Origin of the sequence: Neobacillus sp. PS3-40, assembly GCF_030915485.1 — a bacterium.
Taxonomy (GTDB): domain Bacteria; phylum Bacillota; class Bacilli; order Bacillales; family Cytobacillaceae; genus JAUZPL01.
Window position 1 is genome coordinate 3,856,370 of the sequence record NZ_CP133266.1, and the last position, 19,572, is coordinate 3,875,941.

17 protein-coding genes, 1 tRNA gene, 1 pseudogene and 1 riboswitch are annotated in these 19,572 nt (G+C 36.4%); of the genes and pseudogenes, 18 read left to right on the forward strand and 1 reads right to left on the reverse strand.

Annotated elements, in window-relative coordinates:
* Window positions 1–428 precede the first annotated feature (428 nt).
* Window positions 429–854, reverse strand: coding sequence for a DUF2621 domain-containing protein (locus RCG20_RS18835; protein ID WP_308181670.1), 426 nt, complete (start codon window positions 852–854; stop codon window positions 429–431).
* 144 nt (window positions 855–998) lie between these two features.
* Between RCG20_RS18835 and RCG20_RS18840 the strand changes: the two genes are divergently transcribed.
* From RCG20_RS18840 to RCG20_RS18925, 18 genes and pseudogenes are all read left to right on the forward strand, one after another.
* Window positions 999–1,095 (forward strand) — tRNA-Sec (locus RCG20_RS18840).
* Between the two features lie 333 nt (window positions 1,096–1,428).
* A pseudogene (locus tag RCG20_RS18845) lies at window positions 1,429–1,542 on the forward strand (ATP-binding protein); the annotation flags it as partial.
* On the forward strand, window positions 1,536–1,901 hold the full coding sequence (locus tag RCG20_RS18850; RefSeq protein WP_308181671.1) for a hypothetical protein: 366 nt from the start codon (window positions 1,536–1,538) through the stop codon (window positions 1,899–1,901). The pseudogene RCG20_RS18845 and the gene RCG20_RS18850, both read left to right, overlap by 7 nt.
* A 65-nt stretch (window positions 1,902–1,966) precedes the next feature.
* Entirely contained in the window at window positions 1,967–2,890 is a 924-nt protein-coding gene (locus tag RCG20_RS18855) for a ParA family protein (RefSeq protein ID WP_308181672.1), read from the forward strand.
* Window positions 2,891–2,914: 24 nt separating this feature from the next.
* Window positions 2,915–3,544: a hypothetical protein gene (locus tag RCG20_RS18860; protein ID WP_308181673.1), complete on the forward strand. Its 630-nt coding sequence runs from the start codon at window positions 2,915–2,917 to the stop codon at window positions 3,542–3,544.
* A gap of 234 nt (window positions 3,545–3,778) precedes the next feature.
* Window positions 3,779–5,140 carry a dipeptidase gene (locus RCG20_RS18865; RefSeq protein WP_308181674.1) on the forward strand — a complete coding sequence of 454 codons (1,362 nt, stop codon included), beginning with the start codon at window positions 3,779–3,781 and terminating at the stop codon, window positions 5,138–5,140.
* Window positions 5,141–5,342: 202 nt separating this feature from the next.
* The gene (locus RCG20_RS18870; RefSeq protein WP_308181675.1) at window positions 5,343–6,098 is read left to right on the forward strand and encodes a class I SAM-dependent methyltransferase; all 756 of its coding nucleotides are present in this window, start codon (window positions 5,343–5,345) and stop codon (window positions 6,096–6,098) included.
* Window positions 6,099–6,565: 467 nt separating this feature from the next.
* The gene (locus RCG20_RS18875) at window positions 6,566–7,480 is read left to right on the forward strand and encodes a VOC family protein (RefSeq protein ID WP_308181676.1); all 915 of its coding nucleotides are present in this window, start codon (window positions 6,566–6,568) and stop codon (window positions 7,478–7,480) included.
* A gap of 1,010 nt (window positions 7,481–8,490) precedes the next feature.
* Complete coding sequence (locus RCG20_RS18880; RefSeq protein WP_308181678.1) at window positions 8,491–9,198, forward strand: M48 family metallopeptidase; 708 nt, start codon at window positions 8,491–8,493, stop codon at window positions 9,196–9,198.
* Window positions 9,199–9,463: 265 nt separating this feature from the next.
* Window positions 9,464–10,456 carry a thiamine pyrophosphate-dependent dehydrogenase E1 component subunit alpha gene (locus RCG20_RS18885; protein WP_308181679.1) on the forward strand — a complete coding sequence of 331 codons (993 nt, stop codon included), beginning with the start codon at window positions 9,464–9,466 and terminating at the stop codon, window positions 10,454–10,456.
* Between the two features lie 107 nt (window positions 10,457–10,563).
* Window positions 10,564–11,592, forward strand: coding sequence for an alpha-ketoacid dehydrogenase subunit beta (locus RCG20_RS18890; protein ID WP_308181681.1), 1,029 nt, complete (start codon window positions 10,564–10,566; stop codon window positions 11,590–11,592).
* A gap of 27 nt (window positions 11,593–11,619) precedes the next feature.
* Window positions 11,620–12,849 carry a dihydrolipoamide acetyltransferase family protein gene (locus RCG20_RS18895; RefSeq protein WP_308181682.1) on the forward strand — a complete coding sequence of 410 codons (1,230 nt, stop codon included), beginning with the start codon at window positions 11,620–11,622 and terminating at the stop codon, window positions 12,847–12,849.
* A gap of 15 nt (window positions 12,850–12,864) precedes the next feature.
* Window positions 12,865–14,244, forward strand: coding sequence for a dihydrolipoyl dehydrogenase (gene lpdA, locus RCG20_RS18900; protein ID WP_308181683.1), 1,380 nt, complete (start codon window positions 12,865–12,867; stop codon window positions 14,242–14,244).
* A gap of 239 nt (window positions 14,245–14,483) precedes the next feature.
* The gene (locus RCG20_RS18905) at window positions 14,484–16,358 is read left to right on the forward strand and encodes a sigma-54-dependent Fis family transcriptional regulator (RefSeq protein WP_308181684.1); all 1,875 of its coding nucleotides are present in this window, start codon (window positions 14,484–14,486) and stop codon (window positions 16,356–16,358) included.
* Window positions 16,359–16,852: 494 nt separating this feature from the next.
* Entirely contained in the window at window positions 16,853–17,305 is a 453-nt protein-coding gene (locus RCG20_RS18910; RefSeq protein ID WP_308181685.1) for an NUDIX hydrolase, read from the forward strand.
* A gap of 57 nt (window positions 17,306–17,362) precedes the next feature.
* Entirely contained in the window at window positions 17,363–17,833 is a 471-nt protein-coding gene (locus tag RCG20_RS18915) for a GNAT family N-acetyltransferase (RefSeq protein WP_308181686.1), read from the forward strand.
* Between the two features lie 423 nt (window positions 17,834–18,256).
* Window positions 18,257–18,853 (forward strand): GNAT family N-acetyltransferase, encoded by a 597-nt coding sequence (locus RCG20_RS18920; RefSeq protein WP_308181687.1) that lies wholly within the window; start codon window positions 18,257–18,259, stop codon window positions 18,851–18,853.
* A 102-nt stretch (window positions 18,854–18,955) separates the two neighbouring features.
* A riboswitch (cyclic di-AMP (ydaO/yuaA leader) is annotated at window positions 18,956–19,092 on the forward strand.
* 269 nt (window positions 19,093–19,361) lie between these two features.
* Window positions 19,362–19,502, forward strand: a complete 141-nt coding sequence (locus RCG20_RS18925) for a hypothetical protein (RefSeq protein ID WP_308181688.1) — start codon at window positions 19,362–19,364, stop codon at window positions 19,500–19,502.
* Window positions 19,503–19,572: the final 70 nt, after the last annotated feature.

The window sequence follows — 19,572 nt, forward strand, 5'->3', positions numbered from 1 at the left end:
AATGATAGTTTGTTCGGAAAAAGGGTGGGTTCAATTGATAATGCTAGCGGGGTAAATTAAGCAGACCTTTCAACAAATTCAAGTGCCAAATTGGAAGTGGGAAAAGTAGGTTGACTCGCAAATATTGTTGTTTTTAAACTTTTTTTTAGTTGGAGAGATATTTATCGCTCGAAAAACACTATATCTAAAGAAAATAGGCGATATTATCCGTGAAAAGTTTCATTTATCAGTGAAGCAATTTACTATTTGAGAAAAAAATTGGTTTTATCAGCGAAAAGAAGTGATATATCAGCGAAAAAATTGTTTTATCAGCGAAAAATGAGATAAATCGGCGAAAAATCCATTTTATCGGCGAAACGATGTGTAAGTCTAATATTAAAAATCATTTAGTAAAGAGCCAAAAAATAAAGACCATTCAATTGAACGGTCTAGAATAAATGCTGGTATGGTGTGGCATCTATTTCTTTTTCTATCAGTCTTTTTCGTAAAAATTTATGATCTCTTTTCGGAGTTGCCTGGATGTACCCTTTAATCACAAGCTCTTGCGTTATTTTGGCAGCTTTCTCCTTTAACGCAATCTCTCCGATCTTTCCAGCAATCTTATGCCGTGCCACATCACGAAAAAGTTCAGGGACAGGACTAACTAAGTCTTCAAGCAGGGCTTTTTCCTCATCATGCCATAAGTGTCGAGACTCACTTACATAATGTTCTTCCCAATCCATATCCGACTTACCGTCCGCCTTCGGAAACTTTTTCAAAAACTTTCGAAACATAAAAAACCCGCCAATCGCGAATGAACCAAACAAGAACACCGTCCAAAACAGGATAAACCATAAAAACCAACCATGAAGCATTCTTTTCACCTACAAAATCAAGTTGTTGTCTTCATTTAGATTTTATCATAATGTGCAAAAAACAAACATCTAAACTTGGCAATAGTGTGAAAGGTCTTGTTATAAGTAAGGTTTTTCTAGTATAATAATAGTTGTTCAATACATGGGGCTGAATGGGGTACTGGTGTCCTCCACGGTCTTCAAAACCGCTTGTGACCTGCGTGCCAGGTCAGCTGGGTTCGATTCCCAGGCGGTCCCGCCAATGCTGATATAATCAAATGTTTAACCGCACAGTGATTTTTTCACTCGTGCGGTTTTTTGGTTTATTTTCTACAGACCGAGGGAGACCGTTCCGTAAGACCGCACGCATCCACGTCGGATTCACAGATTTTAGACCGATGAAAAGGAGTGTGTAAACTATTATGGTAGAAAAGCAAAAGAAAGTAAGAAAGTACAATGTAGAAAAGACATCGAGTCAAACTATGCGTACAGCAAGTCTCGATACTATAACGGGGTTGTACGAACGGTTTTGTAATTATAAGCAGACTGAAGGGATAGCTACAAGAACGTTAGAAGATTACAAAAAACATTTCCACTATTTGGTGATCCTATTTTGACGGAATCTGTAATTGACCGGCTTATTCATCATTCTCACCTTGTGGTTTTCAAAGGTGATAGTCATAGATATAAGGAATCCCTTTTTTGGTGATATTGATATGTGCCAGTTCTACGGAGAAATTAAAAGGGTATCTGATACAGGCGGGAGATCACTTAAAACCTTCTAGTTTAGGGCATAGAGCTCGTTGCATTAAATTACTATTCAAATGGACACATGATGAAGGCTTTATCCATAAAAATCCTGCTGTTAAATTAAAAGAGCCAAAATTAGGTAAAAGAATTCCGAAATTTCTTTCAGAACTAGAAATTGAAATGACTATTTCATTTCAAGGCAAAACGAAAACTATCGATAGGCTAGTTGTTGATACGGGTGTGGCTCATACGCTAATCTCTTCCGACAAAATTTCTAACATTTTACAGCTGTGCTTACCCTTTCTAATGCCCCTATAGAGGAAAAAATCCCCAAAGGTAACATATACATTTTAAAGAATCATCTTAAACTATGGGGGGATCAAATGAAGACCATATCAGTAATTAACTATAAAGGCGGAGTGGGGAAGACCACTTTATCCGCAAATATTGGAGCAGAATTAGCTTCAAGGGGAAAAAAAGTTTTATTAATTGATCTGGATCCACAAACAAATTTAACTTTATCTCTTATTAATATTGAAGAATGGAAAAATCTTGAAAAGGAGAAAAGAACCATCAAACATTGGTATGATGATTATCTTGACTATAATATCGATACTTCACTAAGTAATTTGATTATAACGCCGAAAGAAATTAATAATCATCTAACGTATTTTACTCAGGTTGGAAAAGTCGATTTAATTTGTTCTCATTTAGAGTTAATTAATGTAGATATGGAATTATCCAGCAGACTTGGTGGGAATACGGATAGAACAATTCGGAACAATTATTTACGTGTTGTTTCAAGACTAAAACATAAGTTAGAGGAAATAAAAAATTCTTATCATTATATTATTATTGATTGTCCACCAAATTTTAATCTTGTTACTCAAAATGGTATGGTTGCGAGCGATTATTACCTCATCCCTGCAAAACCAGACTATTTATCAACAATTGGGATTGATACACTCATTCGGCATATTAACACATTAACAGAAAAATATAATCATTATGTTTCTCAAACAGACAATTCTCACTTTCCTTCAATAAACCCAGTTAATTTGGGGGTAGTTTTTACCATGATCTCTTATTATCGTGAAAAACCAATTTCTGCCCAATATGATTATATTTCTATCGTAAAAAGGAACAATCGAACATTAAAAAATTTTCTTAGAGAAAATAAAACAATTTTTTCATCTGCTCCCGAATCAGGCATACCTGTTGTTTTAAATATAAACAGCAGTCAATATGAAATGATTCGAAATGAGTTAATAGAATTGGTAAGTGAAATTGTTGAGGAAACAGAATAGTTAATTCATGTGATGGAGGATTTTATGCCAAAAAAAAACATGACTTTATTTTTACAAAAGATAGTTAAAATTATTGAAAATTTATCGGAACAACAGTATGAAATGATCCTTACTGATAGGGCAACGCTAAAATATGAAGCATTTGAAACAGATCCCATCATTTACATAAATCTAAAAAATCACATTGAAAAACAAGCAAAAAGTCTTAAAGATCTGAAAAATAGCCTTAAAATGACATTAAAATCAAAGAAAGAATACCTGCTTTTCTGTAACTATTTGAAAATTCCTATTAAATCAAAGGACAGCATAGAAACATTAATAAAAAAAATGGCTGCCCATTTTGATATAAAAGAGAGTAATGAGGGAAATGAACAAAAAACGGAAGATCATGGTGGTAATGAACAAAATTTATTAGGAGAGTTACACCTGATTAGTGAAACACTACAAAAGTTTGATAATGTTCAGGAGGGTAAAAATTTTATCACTAACCATAAATTATTGTCCTTAAAGAAAGACATAATCTTATTTGCTAAAACAATAGATGTACCTGTAAATAGTAAATTGAGTAAGAAGGATCTTGTGAATAGAATCGTTGAATCTGTTGTTGGCTCCAAAGTAAGATCCATGGTGTTAAGAGGAGAAAAGACCAACTAAAAATGCAAAAGTGAGAGCGTAAATAGTAATGTTAATACTAGGAAAGGGGGAAGTAGTAGGGTCCTTTGTCCCAACGTTTAAGCAAGAAGATAAGTACCTTGATTCAATATTTGTTTCAAAAAAAGATGAATAAATAGCAATTGATAAAGCATGAACAGAAGAAATCCAAGTATTAGGTTTTCTCCGTTTTTTTGTATAAAATAAGAGAGGAAATATAATAGAAAAGGTGATAAAGTGAGTCAATTATCCGAGTTTTTATCAAATAACCAAAATAAAAATGTCGAGGAATTAAAAGAATTGCTTCGTATTCCAAGCATTAGTTCTTTATCTGAACATAAAGAGGACGTTCAAAAAGCAGCTTCATGGATTTTGAATAAATTAAAACAAATCGGAATGGAACATGTTGAAATCATCCAAACAAAAGGTCACCCTATTATTTATGCCGACTTGATTCATCAGGAAAATGCACCCACTGTTTTAGTTTATGGTCATTATGATGTACAGCCTGTTGACCCTGTTAATTTGTGGGAAACTCCTCCTTTTGAACCGACCATTCGTGATGAAAAGATTTTTGCTAGAGGGGCAACAGACGATAAAGGACAGATGTTCCTCCATATCAAGGCAGTGGAAACCCTTTTGGAGTTAAATGGGAAATTGCCTGTAAACATTAAATTTTGCATTGAAGGAGAAGAAGAAATCGGAAGTCCCAATCTTCCGCACTTTTTAACTAAAAGTAAAGAAAAATTATCCTGTGATGTGGTTGTTATTTCCGATTCTGATATGTGGGACAAAGGGATTCCGGCTATCACCTATTCCTTAAGAGGTCTTTGTTCGCTGGAAGTTTCTCTTAAAACGGCTAACTCTGATTTGCATTCGGGCATGTACGGTGGGGGAGTTCAAAACGCTAATCATTTATTGGTGCAGTTGCTTTCTACCCTTCATGATTCAAATGGGAAAGTAAATGTCGAACATTTTTATGATGAAGTCATGGTACTGACAGAATTTGAAAAGGAACAAATTAAAGCATTAGGTTTTGATGAAGAAAAGTTAAAAAAATCGTTAGGGTTAACGGATTTGGTCGGAGGAGAAAAAAATCATCCATACTCCGAGAGAATCAGTTCCCGTCCTACATTAGAAATTAACGGCTTATGGGGCGGATTTCAGGGGGAAGGAACAAAAACCGTGATCCCGAACGAGGCACATGCTAAAATAACCTGCCGTCTAGTCAACAATCAAGATCCTAAAAAGATACAGGAATTAGTTAAAAAACATCTAGATGAACATGCACCAAAGGGATGCACGGTAAAAGTGTCTGTTGGAGATGTGGGCAACCCATTCTTAACCCCCATCGATAGTCCGATGATCCAAAAAGCTGCTGAAGCTTATAAAAAAGTGTATGAAAAATCGCCAGTTTACAAAAGAGAAGGCGGCTCAATTCCGATTGTATCCGATTTTAGCCAAATACTAAATGTTCCCGTGGTCTTAATGGGATTCGGTTTGCCGGATGAAAATCTCCACGCACCTAATGAGCATTTTCACTTAGAAAACTTTGATAAAGGTATCTTAACGATTTGCGCCTTTTTAGAACTGATTTAAAAAAACAAGGGGACGGATCTCTTGCTTCTGAAGCAAGAGATCCGTCCCTGTGTTATACCCTAACGGAGAACAGGATCGTTCAAGAAGGATTTTTCGTGAGGATGTAGAAGTTATCTATATTTATTGGTAAAAGCTTTAGGAGATTTATTACTCTATCTTTAAACAACAGACAATGCAAGGCTAGAATTGAGGAGGGTTTTATTTGGATAAGAAATATACAGAAATGAACGCCAAAACTATTGATAAGTGGGTTGATGAAGGATGGATGTGGGGGAAACCAATTAGTCATGAAATTTTTGAAAAAGCTAAAAATAATGAGTGGTGTGTGGTATTAACCCCAACCAAACCAGTACCTAAGGAATGGTTTTTCGAAATGAGGAATGCTGAAATACTAGGTTTAGCTTGTGGCGGTGGTCAACAAATACCTATTTTTTCAGCATTAGGTGCAAAATGTACAGTACTAGATTATTCAGAAAAGCAATTGTTGAGTGAAAAAGAAGTAGCCAAAAGAGAAAATTATGAGATCAAAACGGTTAGAGCAGATATGACAAAACCGTTGCCGTTTGGGGATGAATCCTTTGACGTGATTTTTCATCCAGTTTCCAACTGTTATGTTGAAGATGTTCTTCCTATTTGGAAAGAATGTTACAGGGTGTTGAAAAAAGGAGGAATCCTTTTGGCAGGACTTGATAATGGTGTGAATTATATTTTTAATGATGAAGAAACAATGGTAACCCGTAAACTTCCATTTAATCCATTGAAGGATGAGCATCTGTATAAGGAATCAATAAAAAATGATTGGGGAATCCAATTTTCACACACCATTGAAGAACAGATAGGGGGACAATTACAAGCGGGTTTCGTACTTACAGATATATTTCAAGATACAAACGGATCGGGTAGACTTCATGAATTCAATATCCCAACTTTTTATGCAACAAGATCAATAAAAATGTAGATTCATCTAGAAGTAAAGGATTCAACCAAAATAACTTCTGACTTGCTAGATGTGCTCTAAGAAACTACTTCAGTATTCGATAATGTTAAATAAAATATTTTATATCATGTTAAGCTCAAGATGAAGGAATAAAAAAGGTAATTACTAAGCTAGTTCGAAAGATGTCGGAAAAAGGTAAGGCTCCAATAGAAATTGCAATGATGACTGATCTTGGGGATGAGGAAGTAAAGGAAATACTTGGTCAAAAATAGTGTATGACACTACTGATACAAGTGATTATTCCCATCGGGATCATTTTGACAATTAACTGATTCAAATAATTTGGAAAAAGGGATCTAATCCCAATGTCGTCAACTTAATTGATATTGAGAGAGATCTGTTAAAGAACCAATCTCTTATTCATATGCATCAACATTAAGCCTTGAATAGATGCTGTTTATAGTAGTCAGAAAATGAAGGAGGACCCTATGTCAAAAATAAATCAAAAAATCATTCCGCATTTATGGTATGACAAGGAGGCAAAAGAAGCAGCTGAGTTTTATGCTTCCATATTCCCTAATTCAAAAATTACGGATTTAACAACAATCCAAGACACACCTTCAGGCAATTCCGATATTGTCACTTTTGAGCTTTGGGGACAGAAGTTCATGGCAATTAGCGCGGGGCCTTACTTCAAGTTTAATCCGTCGGTTTCTTTTATCGTTAATTTTGATCCGTCACGAGAAAAAGATGCAGGAGAAAAAATAAACGGGGTTTGGAACAAATTGTCCGAAGGTGGCACAGTGTTAATGCCACTTGATAAGTATCCATTCAGTGAGAAATATGGCTGGATTCAAGATAAATATGGTTTGTCCTGGCAGTTAATGCTAACTAATCCAGAAGGCGAAGAGCGGCCAGCTATAGTGCCGTCACTTTTGTTTGTCGGTGATCAATGTGGCAATGCAGAAGAGGCAATTCAGTTTTATTTAGCAGTATTTAAGAACGCTAAGCAGGGACATATTGCCCGCTATCCTAAAGGGATGGATCCTGACAAAGAAGGGACCATCATGTTCTCTGATTTTAGCTTGGAAAATCAGTGGTTCGCTGCAATGGATAGCGCACATGAACATAAATTCAGTTTTAACGAGGCAATCTCATTTATGGTATATTGCGATACACAAGAAGAGATTGATTTCTTCTGGGAAAAGCTATCTGCGGTTCCTGAAGCCGAGCAATGCGGGTGGTTGAAAGATCAGTTTGGCATATCTTGGCAGATTGCGCCTAGTGAGATGGACGAAATGATGAGAAATGGCAGACCTGAGCAACTTGCACGCGTAACGAAAGCATTTCTTAAAATGAAGAAATTTGATCTTGCGGAATTACGGAAAGCGTACAAGGGATAAGGAGATTTGCTGTTAATAATTTCTAGGATGTCTTAAAAGTCACTCTTTTTTAATAAATAATAATTCTAAAATAGTTTCAGCAGTATATAAATATAAATGTAGAAAGTGTGATGCCTGGAAGAAATTTAGATATACGGAGAGTGGTACAAATGAAAAAGAGTATTGGGTTTAGTTTAGGTGGATTTTTGATTTTATCTGGAATGGTCTATAAAGCGAAAAGCAGGCAATGAGCTAAAGCTTTTTTTCATGATTCACTCTTAGGAAAATATCTTTGTTTAAAGAAAAACCCTCATCCTACTCAAACGGTATTTTTAGTAACTGAAGAAAATGACTTCCATGAAATAACCAAAGCATTTCAAAGAGGAGATATTCGTTTCGCTTCAAAAGCAGAAATAGAGGAATCGCGAAAGATTGCTGCCATATAAAACACTTAATTTTGTGGGTATGAGCTTTGTTGTAGCGCTGGTTTTTAAAAATCCTTTAAGAAAGACATTACAACGAACAGCAGAAAAGGCAAAAGCAACGAATATGATTCTATAAAAGAAAGTTCTGGCCCGCTTAATTAAATCTAGTGGGTTGAGGAAGACCACGGGGACGGTTCCTATGGTTACTTTCCAGAATATTCTTTTAATATAACTAAAATCCTATCGAATCTCATCATAATAAATTTCGTGAAATAAACCAAGCAAAGAACGAAATCATTAACGCCATGGCTTATTTAAAGCTCAAGACCAAAAAGTTATAAAGAAAACTAAAAGTATGTTTTCTTTGTGGTATTTTTTAACTGCCATATCCATCTATAGATGCTAGCTTATTTTCACTCTAATATTATCAGAAAATTACGGAAACGAATCGTAAGAACCGTCCCCATTGCTTCTACAACTGCTTAAAAAGACTACGTGCAATTTACCGTCTGCCACCTTATTATTTAAGTTTTTTTGATTCTAATAGGGTTATATTATATTAGGCATTAATGCAAAATGAAAATAACGGAAACGCTAGGTGATTAAATGATACATACATTTTCGGGTGAGACTATCAGCTTTGATATTATTTACAAGAATCGTACAACCATGGGCATTTATATAGATCTTTATGGAAATGTTGAAGTGCAGGTTCCTAAAGGGACATCTGAAGAATTTGTCTTTCAATTGTTAGAGGAAAAATGGACTTTAATCCAACAAAGAATAAAAGAAATGAAGGATAGAACTGCTGGGCACAAGGAGAGAGTTTATGACCAAGGTGGAAGCTTTCTTTATTTAGGAAACGCTATTTCCATTCTGATCTCTCAAGATACAGATATCAAGAAAGACAAAGTTGTGTTAGAAGGGAATAAGTTACACATATATGTTAAAGATCATGATGAGGAAAGAATAAAACAAGCCTTAAAACGGTTTTATTATCAGCAGTGTAAGGCGTTCGTAGAGAGGCGTATTCAATTTTATCAAAGCAACTTTAAAGTAAAACCACGATCTATACGTATTTCTGATAATAAGAGTAATTGGGGAACCTGTGATTCAATGCGACAATTAACATTCAATTGGAAGCTAGCGATGGCTCCACTTGAGGTGATCGACTACGTTGTCGTTCATGAAATGTGCCATATGGTCCATCTGAATCACGATCGATCCTTTTGGCGTCTTGTTGGTAAAATACTACCCGATTATGAACAACGGGAAAACTGGTTAGCTTTATCAAGTTGGAAAATGATCGTGTAATAGATAGATTGGAACAGTCTCAATTGCACTACATTTATCGTGTGGGCATGTGTAGCACTAATTTGTAATAGAAAGTAAAAAAGATTGCTACTACCTAATTATGGGATGGTAAACAAAAAGAGACAAAACGAGACAACAGTCTCATTTTGTCTCTTTTTTGTGCCATTGGTAAAATTCGAAATATTGCTACTATTAACTTTCGATATTGGCACGGTTCTTGCATCAATAAAAGATGAAAGAAAATTTAGGTAGGGAGGCTGAAATAATGAGAACGTTGGAAAGCAAAGATGTAGCTTTAACAAAGGAAAAAGCACAATGGATGTATCAAAAAATGTTAGAAATCCGTATTTTTGAGGATAGGGTTCATGAGTTATTTGCACAAGGAATCCTACCAGGGTTTGTTCATTTATATGCTGGGGAAGAAGCTGTAGCTGTGGGTGTTTCTGCCCATTTAACGGATAAAGATACTATTGTAAGTACTCATCGAGGACATGGTCATTGCATTGCCAAAGGCTGCGATTTAAACGGAATGATGGCTGAAATTTATGGTAAAGTCACAGGATTATGTCGAGGTAAGGGCGGATCGATGCATATAGCAGATCTTGACAAAGGTATGCTTGGTGCTAATGGAATTGTCGGTGGGGGCTTTCCGCTTGCATGCGGTTCTGCTTTAACAGCAAAGTATAAAAAGACGGAAAATGTAAGCGTTTGCTATTTTGGCGATGGTGCACAAAACCATGGGACTTTCCATGAAGGAGTTAATCTAGCTGCTATTTGGAAGCTTCCAGTCATTTTTGTTGCTGAAAATAACGGGTATGGAGAATCTACACCATTTTCCTACGCATCCAGTTGTAATTCCATTGTAGATCGTGCGATTGGCTATAATATCCCAGCTATCAAGGTTGATGGCAAGGATGTATTAGCTGTCTACCAGGCTGCAGAAGAGGCCATTCTAAGAGCGCGTCGTGGAGAAGGTCCAACCCTAATTGAGTGTATTACCTACCGGAATTATGGCCACTTTGAAGGAGACGCCCAAAAATACAAACCAGAACAAGAAAAGGCAGAGCATAAGCTAGAAAAAGATGCGATTCGTCTATATAGAAATTATTTAGTAAGCGAGCAGCTACTTGCTGAAAAAGAATTAATCGATTTAGAGGAATCAGTTGAAGAAGCAGTTAATCAAGCGGTTAAGTTTAGTGAAGAGAGTCCGTATCCAGATGCAACTGATTTGTTAACCGATGTATATGTGTCCTATTAATAACTAGAAAACAGCCTCAAGAGGGGGCTCACGAGGTGCAACCAGAATTTACTCACTCAAATTTTTAAAATAAATTCTGGTTAGCAAATTTTAAGGAGGAATCGATTATGACTAGAAAATTAAGTATGTCAGCTGCTATAAATGAGGCTATGAAACTCGCAATGCGTAAGGATGAAAATGTCATTCTACTGGGCGAAGACGTAGCAGGTGGGGCTGAAATTGAACACTTACAGGGCGAGGATGCATGGGGAGGAGTACTGGGGGTTACGAAAGGGCTTGTGCAGGAATTTGGCCGTGAGCGAATTTTAGATACACCGATTACTGAAGCTGGGTATATGGGTGCTGCAATGGCGGCTGCATCAACAGGGCTAAGGCCAATTGCTGAGTTAATGTTTAACGACTTTATTGGAAGCTGCTTAGATGAGGTATTAAATCAGGGGGCAAAGTTTCGGTATATGTTTGGAGGCAAAGCACAGGTTCCAGTCACGATTAGGACAATGCACGGCGCTGGATTTAGAGCGGCTGCCCAGCATTCTCAAAGTTTATATGCATTGTTTACTGCGATCCCAGGTGTGAAGGTGGTCGTTCCGTCCACACCTTATGAAGCAAAGGGATTATTGCTTGCTGCAATCGAAGATAATGATCCAGTCATCTTTTTCGAAGATAAGACACTTTATAATATGATAGGTGATGTTCCAGAAGAATATTATACGATTCCATTAGGCAAAGCAGATATCAAGCGGGATGGATCTGACGTGACGATTGTTGCGATTGGTAAACAAGTGCATACCGCTTTAGAAGCAGCTGAACAGCTTTCTAAAAAAGGGATTGAAGTGGAAGTAGTTGATCCTCGCAGCTTGTCACCATTAGATGAAGGAGCCATTCTTTCGTCTGTAGCAAAAACGAACCGTCTAATCATAATTGATGAAGCGAATCCAAGATGTAGTATTGCTACTGATATCGCAGCTCTTGTTGCAGATAAAGGATTCGATTATCTTGATGCACCAATCAAACGTATCACGGCACCGCACACTCCAGTACCGTTCTCTCCAGCGCTGGAGGATATATATCTTCCTAAAGCAGAGACAGTGGTCAGTGTGGTAACAGAACTAGTAGGTGCACGACTAGAAGTGTAAGCAAATGAGTCGGAAGGAGTGAGAGACATGGCAGTTGAAGTAATGATGCCAAAGCTCGGAATGGCTATGAAAGAAGGCACTGTTTCTATTTGGAATAAGGAAGTCGGGGATCAAGTTGGAAAAGGAGAACCGATTGCAAGTGTTAATTCAGAGAAAATTGAAATTGATGTGGAGTCTCCAGCTGAGGGAACGTTATTGCAAATAACTGTTCCTGAGGGGGAAGGGGTCCCACCTGGAACCGTTATTTGTTATATCGGGAGTCCAGGTGAAAAAATAGTTTCTGGGCAGGCCACTCAAGTACAAAAATCTGTTGTGGATAATGAAGCTGCTAAAAAGGAAAAGACAGAGACAATTTTACCAACGAAAACAGCAGAGGACAGAGTTAAAATTTCCCCAGTAGCAAGAAAGATGGCTGAGGCTGGCAACCTTGATATCGATAAAATTCAAGGAACAGGACCTGGTGGAAGAATTACTAAAGAAGATGTGCAGGAAGCTTTAAAGAATTCACGCACGCTTCAAACTGAACAGAAGAAAGAAATAGATGAAACACCAGTAAAACCGCTTGAAGAAACTCAGCAGATCACAGTCAGTGGAATCCGAAAGGTTATAGCAAGACGTATGTTTGATAGTTTGCAAAATACGGCCCAGCTAACGATAAACATTAAGGTAGATGTAACAGACTTGATTGCTTTACAAAAGCAAACGGCGGAAACGGTACAAAATCGTTATGATAATAAATTAACGGTGACTGACTATATCGCTCGAGCTGTTGTGATTTCACTTCAACAGCATCAGCAAATGAATAGTGCTTTAATCGAGGATAAAATTCATTTATTCAAATCTGTACATCTAGGTATAGCCGTTGCTCTAGAAAAAGGCTTAGTTGTTCCAGTTATAGTAAATGCAGATAAGTGTACGCTGATTGATTTGTCTCGAAGCCTTAAAGTAATGGCACAAAAGGCAAAACAAGGGCAGCTAAACAATGAAGAAATGCAAGGATCCACATTTACGATTAGTAATCTGGGTGGCTACGGCGTCGAATACTTTACACCAGTCTTAAATCCACCTGAAACAGGAATTCTTGGTGTTGGCGCTGTCTATGATACCCCAACCTATATGGGTGAAAAGCTAGAAAGAAGAAGCATCTTGCCGCTTAGTCTGACCTTTGATCACCGTGTAATTGATGGAGCCCCTGCTGCTGCATTTTTACAAAAGGTTAAACAGTATTTAGAAAAGCCAATAACCATGCTTTTATAGAAAGAAGGGAATTATTTGGCATCGATCGCAATTATTGGCGGTGGTCCTTCTGGATATGTGGCTGCAATTACTGCAGCCCAGCAGGGATATGACGTGACAATTATTGACCAAGGTCCACTTGGTGGTACGTGCTTAAATGAAGGGTGTATGCCAACTAAATCACTCTTAGAGAGTGCAGGAATGTTCAGCCAGCTTAACCATGCCAGTGAGTTTGGTATTCGTTTACCATCTGGTCGAATAGAAATTGATTGGAACATCGTCCAGCATCGTAAAAATAGGATTGTTTCGACCCTAGTTCAAGGGATTCACTATTTAATGAGGAAAAATAAAGTTAAAGTAGTAAAAGGAGAGGCAACTTTCATAACGAGTCATGTTATAAGGGTTAAGAATGATGGAAAAGAAGAAGAGATAACAGCAGACAAAGTAATCATTGCAACAGGCTCAGAACCTGTCCAATTGCCATTTGCTCCGTTTGATGGCAATTGGGTCATTCATAGTGGTCAAGCGATGTCGCTTCAATCGATCCCGACCTCTTTACTAATTATCGGTGGAGGTGTGATAGGGTGCGAGTTTGCTAGTATTTTTAGCAGACTAGGAACTAAAGTAACCATCGTCGAGATGACGGATCAGCTGCTACCAGGTGAAGATGAAGATGTAGCAGCAATCTTACATAAGCAGTTTGAAAACGATGGTGTAACGATTTATCCTTCCACCGCGTTAAAAGATTTGGATTCAGTTCAAAAGAAAGTGATTTTTGAAAATGATAAAGGCTTGCATGAGGAACAAGCAGATTTAGTCCTCATTTCGATTGGTCGTAAGCCAAGAGTGAACAACTTGGGTCTTGAGAATGCAGGGGTTGATTTTTCTAGACAAGGAATTCGAGTTAATAATCAAATGCAAACGAACATTCCTACTATATATGCATGTGGAGATGTAGTCGGTGGTATTCAGCTTGCCCATGTAGCCTTCCATGAAGGAACAGTGGCAGCTTTAAATGCTTGCGGGATCGATACTCAGGTAAATTATCGTGCTGTTCCACGCTGTATTTATACGTCGCCTGAAATCGCCGGCGTAGGTTTGACGGAAAAGCAAGCAAGAGAGCAATTTACTGATATCAGGATAGGTGAATTTCCATTTTCCGCAAATGGGAAGGCGCTGATTGCTAATGAACGGAACGGAAAAGTAAAGGTGATAATTGAACCGGAATTTGGGGAAATCCTGGGCGTTTCCATTGTCGGGCACCATGCTACAGAATTGATTGGCCAAGGAACTGTCATGCTTCATGCTGAGTTAACAATGGACGTAATGGATCATTTTATTGCTGCACATCCGAGCCTGTCAGAAGCAGTCCATGAAGCATTGTTAAGTGCAATTGGTCATGCTGTCCATGTTTAAAAAAGGAAGAATAAATTATTTTGTCAAACTTCGCGTTACCTGCGCGAAGTTTATTTTTTGAATTTTGTTAAAAATCACAATTGTGTATTGAAAGCGCATTCATAATTTTATATAATTGATAAAAATTCTCTTTTTGAAAAATTACTTCCTAACATTCTTATTTCTTTCATAGGATAAACAAAACAAGTAATCTATCTCGAATCAATATGTAAAATTTCGCCATGATTAGAGGGGGGTCCATGAATTCTACCATTTATTTAGATACTTGGAAGCGTTTTGTCAAAGAAGATGTTCTTGATACATCACGGTTGAACAAACGAATTTTGGAATCCTGGTACCGCTGCAAAAAAGAAAGTGTAAACCCATATTTAAATAAAGGCTTACATTTATTATCAGAAAAGGAATTACAAATAAAAAAGGATAAGAATTCACTGCTTATCGAATTGGCTTCCCCTTTTTTGACGGATCAGGCTATTAAGGACTCCGGAATGATGGCACTACTGGTTGATTCAGATGGATATGTTTTATCGTTAACTGGAAACAAAAAAACGGTTATGGATGCACACAGAATTAATTTTGTCGAAGGGGTACGTTGGACCGAGGGTGAGGTAGGAACAAACGCAATTGGGACGGCGTTACAAACAAAAGAGCCTGTTTTCATTAATGGCGCTGAGCATTATTCCGTCGCTTCCCATCATTGGAGCTGTTCCGCGACTCCTATCATTGATAATAATGGAATTTTAATGGGAGTGATTGATGTATCATGCCCTCTCGAGAATGCTCATCCCTTTATGCTTGGAATGGTTACCTCGATTGCCTATGCTATTGAAAAAGAAATCAGTAGGATGTCCTTTAGAAAAGAAATTGCCCTTATTCAACAAGCATCTCATTTAGCAGAAACCTATCAAAACCACCTCTTTATTGTATGTAATCCAAAACAAATAATCATATCTGCAAGTAAACCTGTTTGTATGAAGAGTCCATTATCGATTGGAATGAACCTGCATGAAATTTTACATAACAGGTACAAAATTGATATCGAAATGCCTCTCCATGCAAAGGAAGACAATAGCATAATCGGAAGCTGCTATTTCTTATCAGAAGAACCCTCATATAATCAGAATTCATTGTTTCTCTCTTCCAATCCGGCTAAGCCCTTCTTATATAAAGGGGAGTGTGGAACTAGTGAGGCTTTTCAAAACACATTAAACCAAGTTAAACTTGTGGCTCCAACAGATGCTACGGTGTTTATTTCAGGTGAAACCGGTTCAGGAAAAGAGCTGATTGCCCAAGCAATCCATGACAACAGCCCACGAAAAAACGGCCCATTTATCTCATTAAATTGCGGTGCTATTCCGAAGGAGCTAATGGAAAGTGAACTTTTTGGCTATATTGAGGGGGCATTTACTGGGGCTAGACGGCAAGGATATAAAGGGAAATTTGAACAGGCTCATAAGGGTAGCCTTTTTCTAGATGAAATTGGTGAAATCCCGCATGCGATGCAGGTTGCTATATTGCGAGTACTTCAGGAAAGGAAAGTTACTCCAATTGGGAGTACGAAGGAAGTCCCTTTAGATGTGCGTGTTATCACGGCAACGCATCGTGATATTACTGAACTTGTAAAAAAAGGGAATTTTCGTGAGGATTTATATTATCGTTTGAACGTTTATCCGATCTTTGTTCCTCCTTTAAGAAAAAGAAAAGAAGATATTCCCCATCTCGTACGGTATTTCTGTCTAAGAAACAACTGGAACATCCCGAATATAGATCATTTATCGACAAGGTTGCAAAACTATGAATGGCCAGGAAATATAAGAGAATTAATCAATATACTGGAGCGATTGCATATTATGTCTCCAGATCTCCAGTCAGGCCAGGGCATTTTAGGAAACTCATTTGAATTATTAACGATTCATTACCCTTCTGACCCATCATCAAACGAACAGGAAAATAAAGAAGAGGTTGAAAAGAAATTAAAAGCACGTGAGAAAATACAAAGGGATTTAATGCTGGATGCTTTAAAAAAGACAAAAGGAAATGTAACGGCAGCCTCAAAATTACTGGAAGTCCCAAGAAGTACTTTTTATAAAAGGCTTCAAAAGTTTGGAATATAAGGATGCTATTGTGAAACCTTTTGTTTCGAAGATATCTTAATATGTAGACTACTATTTGAATGAAAAAGTACCTCACTCCAGAAATTCAGGGAGGGAGGTACTTTTGTGTTAGGCAGTAACTTCAGCTGCAATTTTAATTTCTTTAATTCGCATTAAAAAAATATGGGATAATTTAAATAAAAAAGGAATCCTTTATTCAGGAAATTTATCTAAACGCACAAATGGAACTAACGACGACTTGAGTTCATAAGAACAAGCAATTATCTTCCTCAAATAGGCGCTTTCATAACAAGGATAGCGCACTTTTTACATTTAAGGGCCAGACTGTTGAACAACATTACATATAAAAACTAGAATCTGAGTACCTTCCGTAAGCACAGGAACACGTATTTTCTTATTCAGGTAAAGGATACAAGTTTAAAAAGGAGAATAATTAAAAAAAGGGAAAAAATAGTATGAATAAAAACTTCAATTAAAATTACAAAGGAGAAAAAATGGCTCAAAATGGGATTGTTTTAGTAGTTAGTGTCTCAATAATCAAAGATGATGAAGTTTTAATGATTAAAGAAAATAAACCAAGTGCAGCAAATAAGTGGAATTTCCCTAGCGGAAGAATTGAGTATAAAGAAGATATTCTTAATGCAGCTTGCAGGGAAGTAAAAGAGGAAACAGGATTAGACGTTGAACTTATTAGCACAACTGGCATTTATAATTTCATTAGTAGTGCGGGTAACCAAGTTATACTGTTCCATTTTACTGGAGAGATTACGGGAGGTTCATTAAATCTTGAAGAAGAAATTATAGACAGTGGATGGTTTAAGGTACTTGATCTGCTAAACTTTAATGTTGATGAACTTCGTGAAGCAAGTGTAGTAAAACAAATAGCCGATAGTCTTATAAAAAAGAATTTCCATTCGATAAATATTTTCAATCAACAAATTAGGTAGAAAAGGCTTTTTTGATGGGATATTATTACAAAATTAATCATTAAGGAGGTACTAAATATGATAATTCGTTCAGTTGAAGGTTCAGATTACTACATAATCTCACCATTACTAAACGATTGGTGGGGAGGTAGGCAAATGGCTGAAATGTTACCTAAGTTATTTTTTGAGTATTTTAGAAATACAAGTTTTATTGCAGAAAAAGATGGACAAATCATAGGATTTCTAATTGGTTTTTTATCTCAATCTAAGGCTGAAGAGGCATATATTCATTTTGTAGGAGTACATCCAGAATATAGAAAGCAGAAAATAGGAAAACAACTCTACAATGAATTTTTTTGTGCCGTAAAACAAAAAGGTGCTTGTGTTGTTCGTTGTGTAACTTCACCTGTCAATAAAGTTTCAATTGACTATCATACAAAAATGAAATTCGAAATTGAAACAGGAGATAAAGTTGTAGATGGTGTTACTGTACATACAAACTATGATGGTCCAAATCAAGATAGAGTATTATTTAAAAAGTATTTGTGATAAATTTATGATCTTATTGCTCTAACTGTCCGTTAGTTTAATAACAAAGGAACAATTAGGCATCTCTTTTCTATTTTTTGCTATTCAACATTCAGGCGCAATTCTGCAGCAAGAATTGTGCTCTTTCTTTATGTAAAGGGCTAGATTGTGGAATAACAAGTGTAAAGAAATTGTAAATTGTGATGATTTCCACTTAATCTAACGGGAGGTAGTTGAAGAAGATTTTTGGATTTAATAAAGGGGCTAGATTAATTTTTTACGTAGATATGATAAGAAATATAATCATTACATTTTTTCAAAATGGAATTGGGGTTGAAGGTCAGGAATTTAATAAACTAATTCTAAATTTTAATTTATAACCTAACTTTTGTTCTGTATTTGGTTAAAATTAATTTATTATACAATAATTAGGGGGAGACATTGTTGGAAGATAAAATATTAAAAATTGATTATAGTAACTATTTTTGGCAAGACGATAAAGTTAGACTACGTTCGATGCATCCAGACGATTGGGAAAGAGAATATATTGGACAGTTTGATACTTCTGCACGTCGTCTTTTACTATGCTCTACTGAGCTACCACCTACTATTACAGGTTCGAAAAAATTTGCAGAGGAAAATGCTGATTTTTCTTCATCAAAGGGAAGAATAATGTTTATTATTGAAGATTTTGTAGGTAAAAGCATAGGTGAAATTAATTTAAGTAGTATCGATGAGAGAAATGGAACGTTTAGTATTGGAATTGTAATTGATAAGGAAAACCGTGGTAAGGGTTATGGTACCAGAGCGATGAAGATTCTATTAAGGTATGCATTCCTTGAACGAAGGCTTAATAAATTCAATGACTATGTTCTTGAAGGAAATGAAGCTTCAGCTAAGATGTTGAAAAAACTGGGGTGTATACAAGAAGGTGTGCGTCGACAGGCTGTTTATATAAATGGGAAGTATATGGATTTTATTTTATTCGGATTAACGAAAGACGAATTTATTGAAAACCACAAGGAAGAGTTAAATTTATAACGTGGTATTCTTATTAAGCTAACGGGAGTTTGTTCAATAAGAAAAAGGTAAAAAAATCTTTACAAATTATTTCCTTCGGAGTAATATCATCCACAAGGAAATAATTTTATACTGTCTAATCCCGTAAAGGGAACGGAGGAACCAATTTTTTGGGGTTAATTCTACAAGTTGTAGAAGGGATGAAACTCTTTCGCCATCCTACCCGTCAGCTAACTTCGTCGGCTAAAGCGAGGGAGGTCTAAAGACCGCCTAATTTCAGGGGCCTTTTTTGTTTTTCAGCAAAAGGGCAGCTTGATTAAAAAGATGGTCTTTTTATTATGTCTATAAAGAAAGAAGGAATATAGAAGAAAGTGTGCCATATGGATGTTTTGGGTGTAACCTAACTATTTAAAAAATAACATTTTGGATTTTTTGGATTTAATCGGGTTAAGTCAAATAAATAATGGGGAAAAAATAAATTTATTGATTAAAATACTCGTTCAAAACGTGTTTTTTGGGGGAACTACCAATGAGTCAATCTTCTTATCTGAATATTAGCAATGAAATTTTTTATTTAGAGAGCACTATCCCGACTTATTTTGGGGTACAGAAAGGATACGTTGATATTCATACAATGAGATATCGAATTTTCGGTGCGATTTGGAAATAGGATGGTATGTTTTAAAATTAAGCACAAATTATCCCATGATCCTTACTTGCATACAAAAAAACGGTATTCC

What these genes read in the sequence shown, in the direction of transcription:
- RCG20_RS18915 (WP_308181686.1), top strand. Translation starts at nt 17,363, where the DNA reads ATGATAATTCGTTCAGTTGAAGGTTCAGATTACTACATAATCTCACCA.
- RCG20_RS18860 (WP_308181673.1), top strand. Translation starts at nt 2,915, where the DNA reads ATGCCAAAAAAAAACATGACTTTATTTTTACAAAAGATAGTTAAAATT.
- RCG20_RS18925 (WP_308181688.1), top strand. Translation starts at nt 19,362, where the DNA reads ATGAGTCAATCTTCTTATCTGAATATTAGCAATGAAATTTTTTATTTA.
- RCG20_RS18890 (WP_308181681.1), top strand. Translation starts at nt 10,564, where the DNA reads ATGACTAGAAAATTAAGTATGTCAGCTGCTATAAATGAGGCTATGAAA.
- RCG20_RS18910 (WP_308181685.1), top strand. Translation starts at nt 16,853, where the DNA reads ATGGCTCAAAATGGGATTGTTTTAGTAGTTAGTGTCTCAATAATCAAA.
- RCG20_RS18895 (WP_308181682.1), top strand. Translation starts at nt 11,620, where the DNA reads ATGGCAGTTGAAGTAATGATGCCAAAGCTCGGAATGGCTATGAAAGAA.
- RCG20_RS18880 (WP_308181678.1), top strand. Translation starts at nt 8,491, where the DNA reads ATGATACATACATTTTCGGGTGAGACTATCAGCTTTGATATTATTTAC.
- RCG20_RS18875 (WP_308181676.1), top strand. Translation starts at nt 6,566, where the DNA reads ATGTCAAAAATAAATCAAAAAATCATTCCGCATTTATGGTATGACAAG.
- RCG20_RS18835 (WP_308181670.1), bottom strand. Translation starts at nt 854, where the DNA reads ATGCTTCATGGTTGGTTTTTATGGTTTATCCTGTTTTGGACGGTGTTC.
- RCG20_RS18885 (WP_308181679.1), top strand. Translation starts at nt 9,464, where the DNA reads ATGAGAACGTTGGAAAGCAAAGATGTAGCTTTAACAAAGGAAAAAGCA.
- RCG20_RS18905 (WP_308181684.1), top strand. Translation starts at nt 14,484, where the DNA reads ATGAATTCTACCATTTATTTAGATACTTGGAAGCGTTTTGTCAAAGAA.
- RCG20_RS18855 (WP_308181672.1), top strand. Translation starts at nt 1,967, where the DNA reads ATGAAGACCATATCAGTAATTAACTATAAAGGCGGAGTGGGGAAGACC.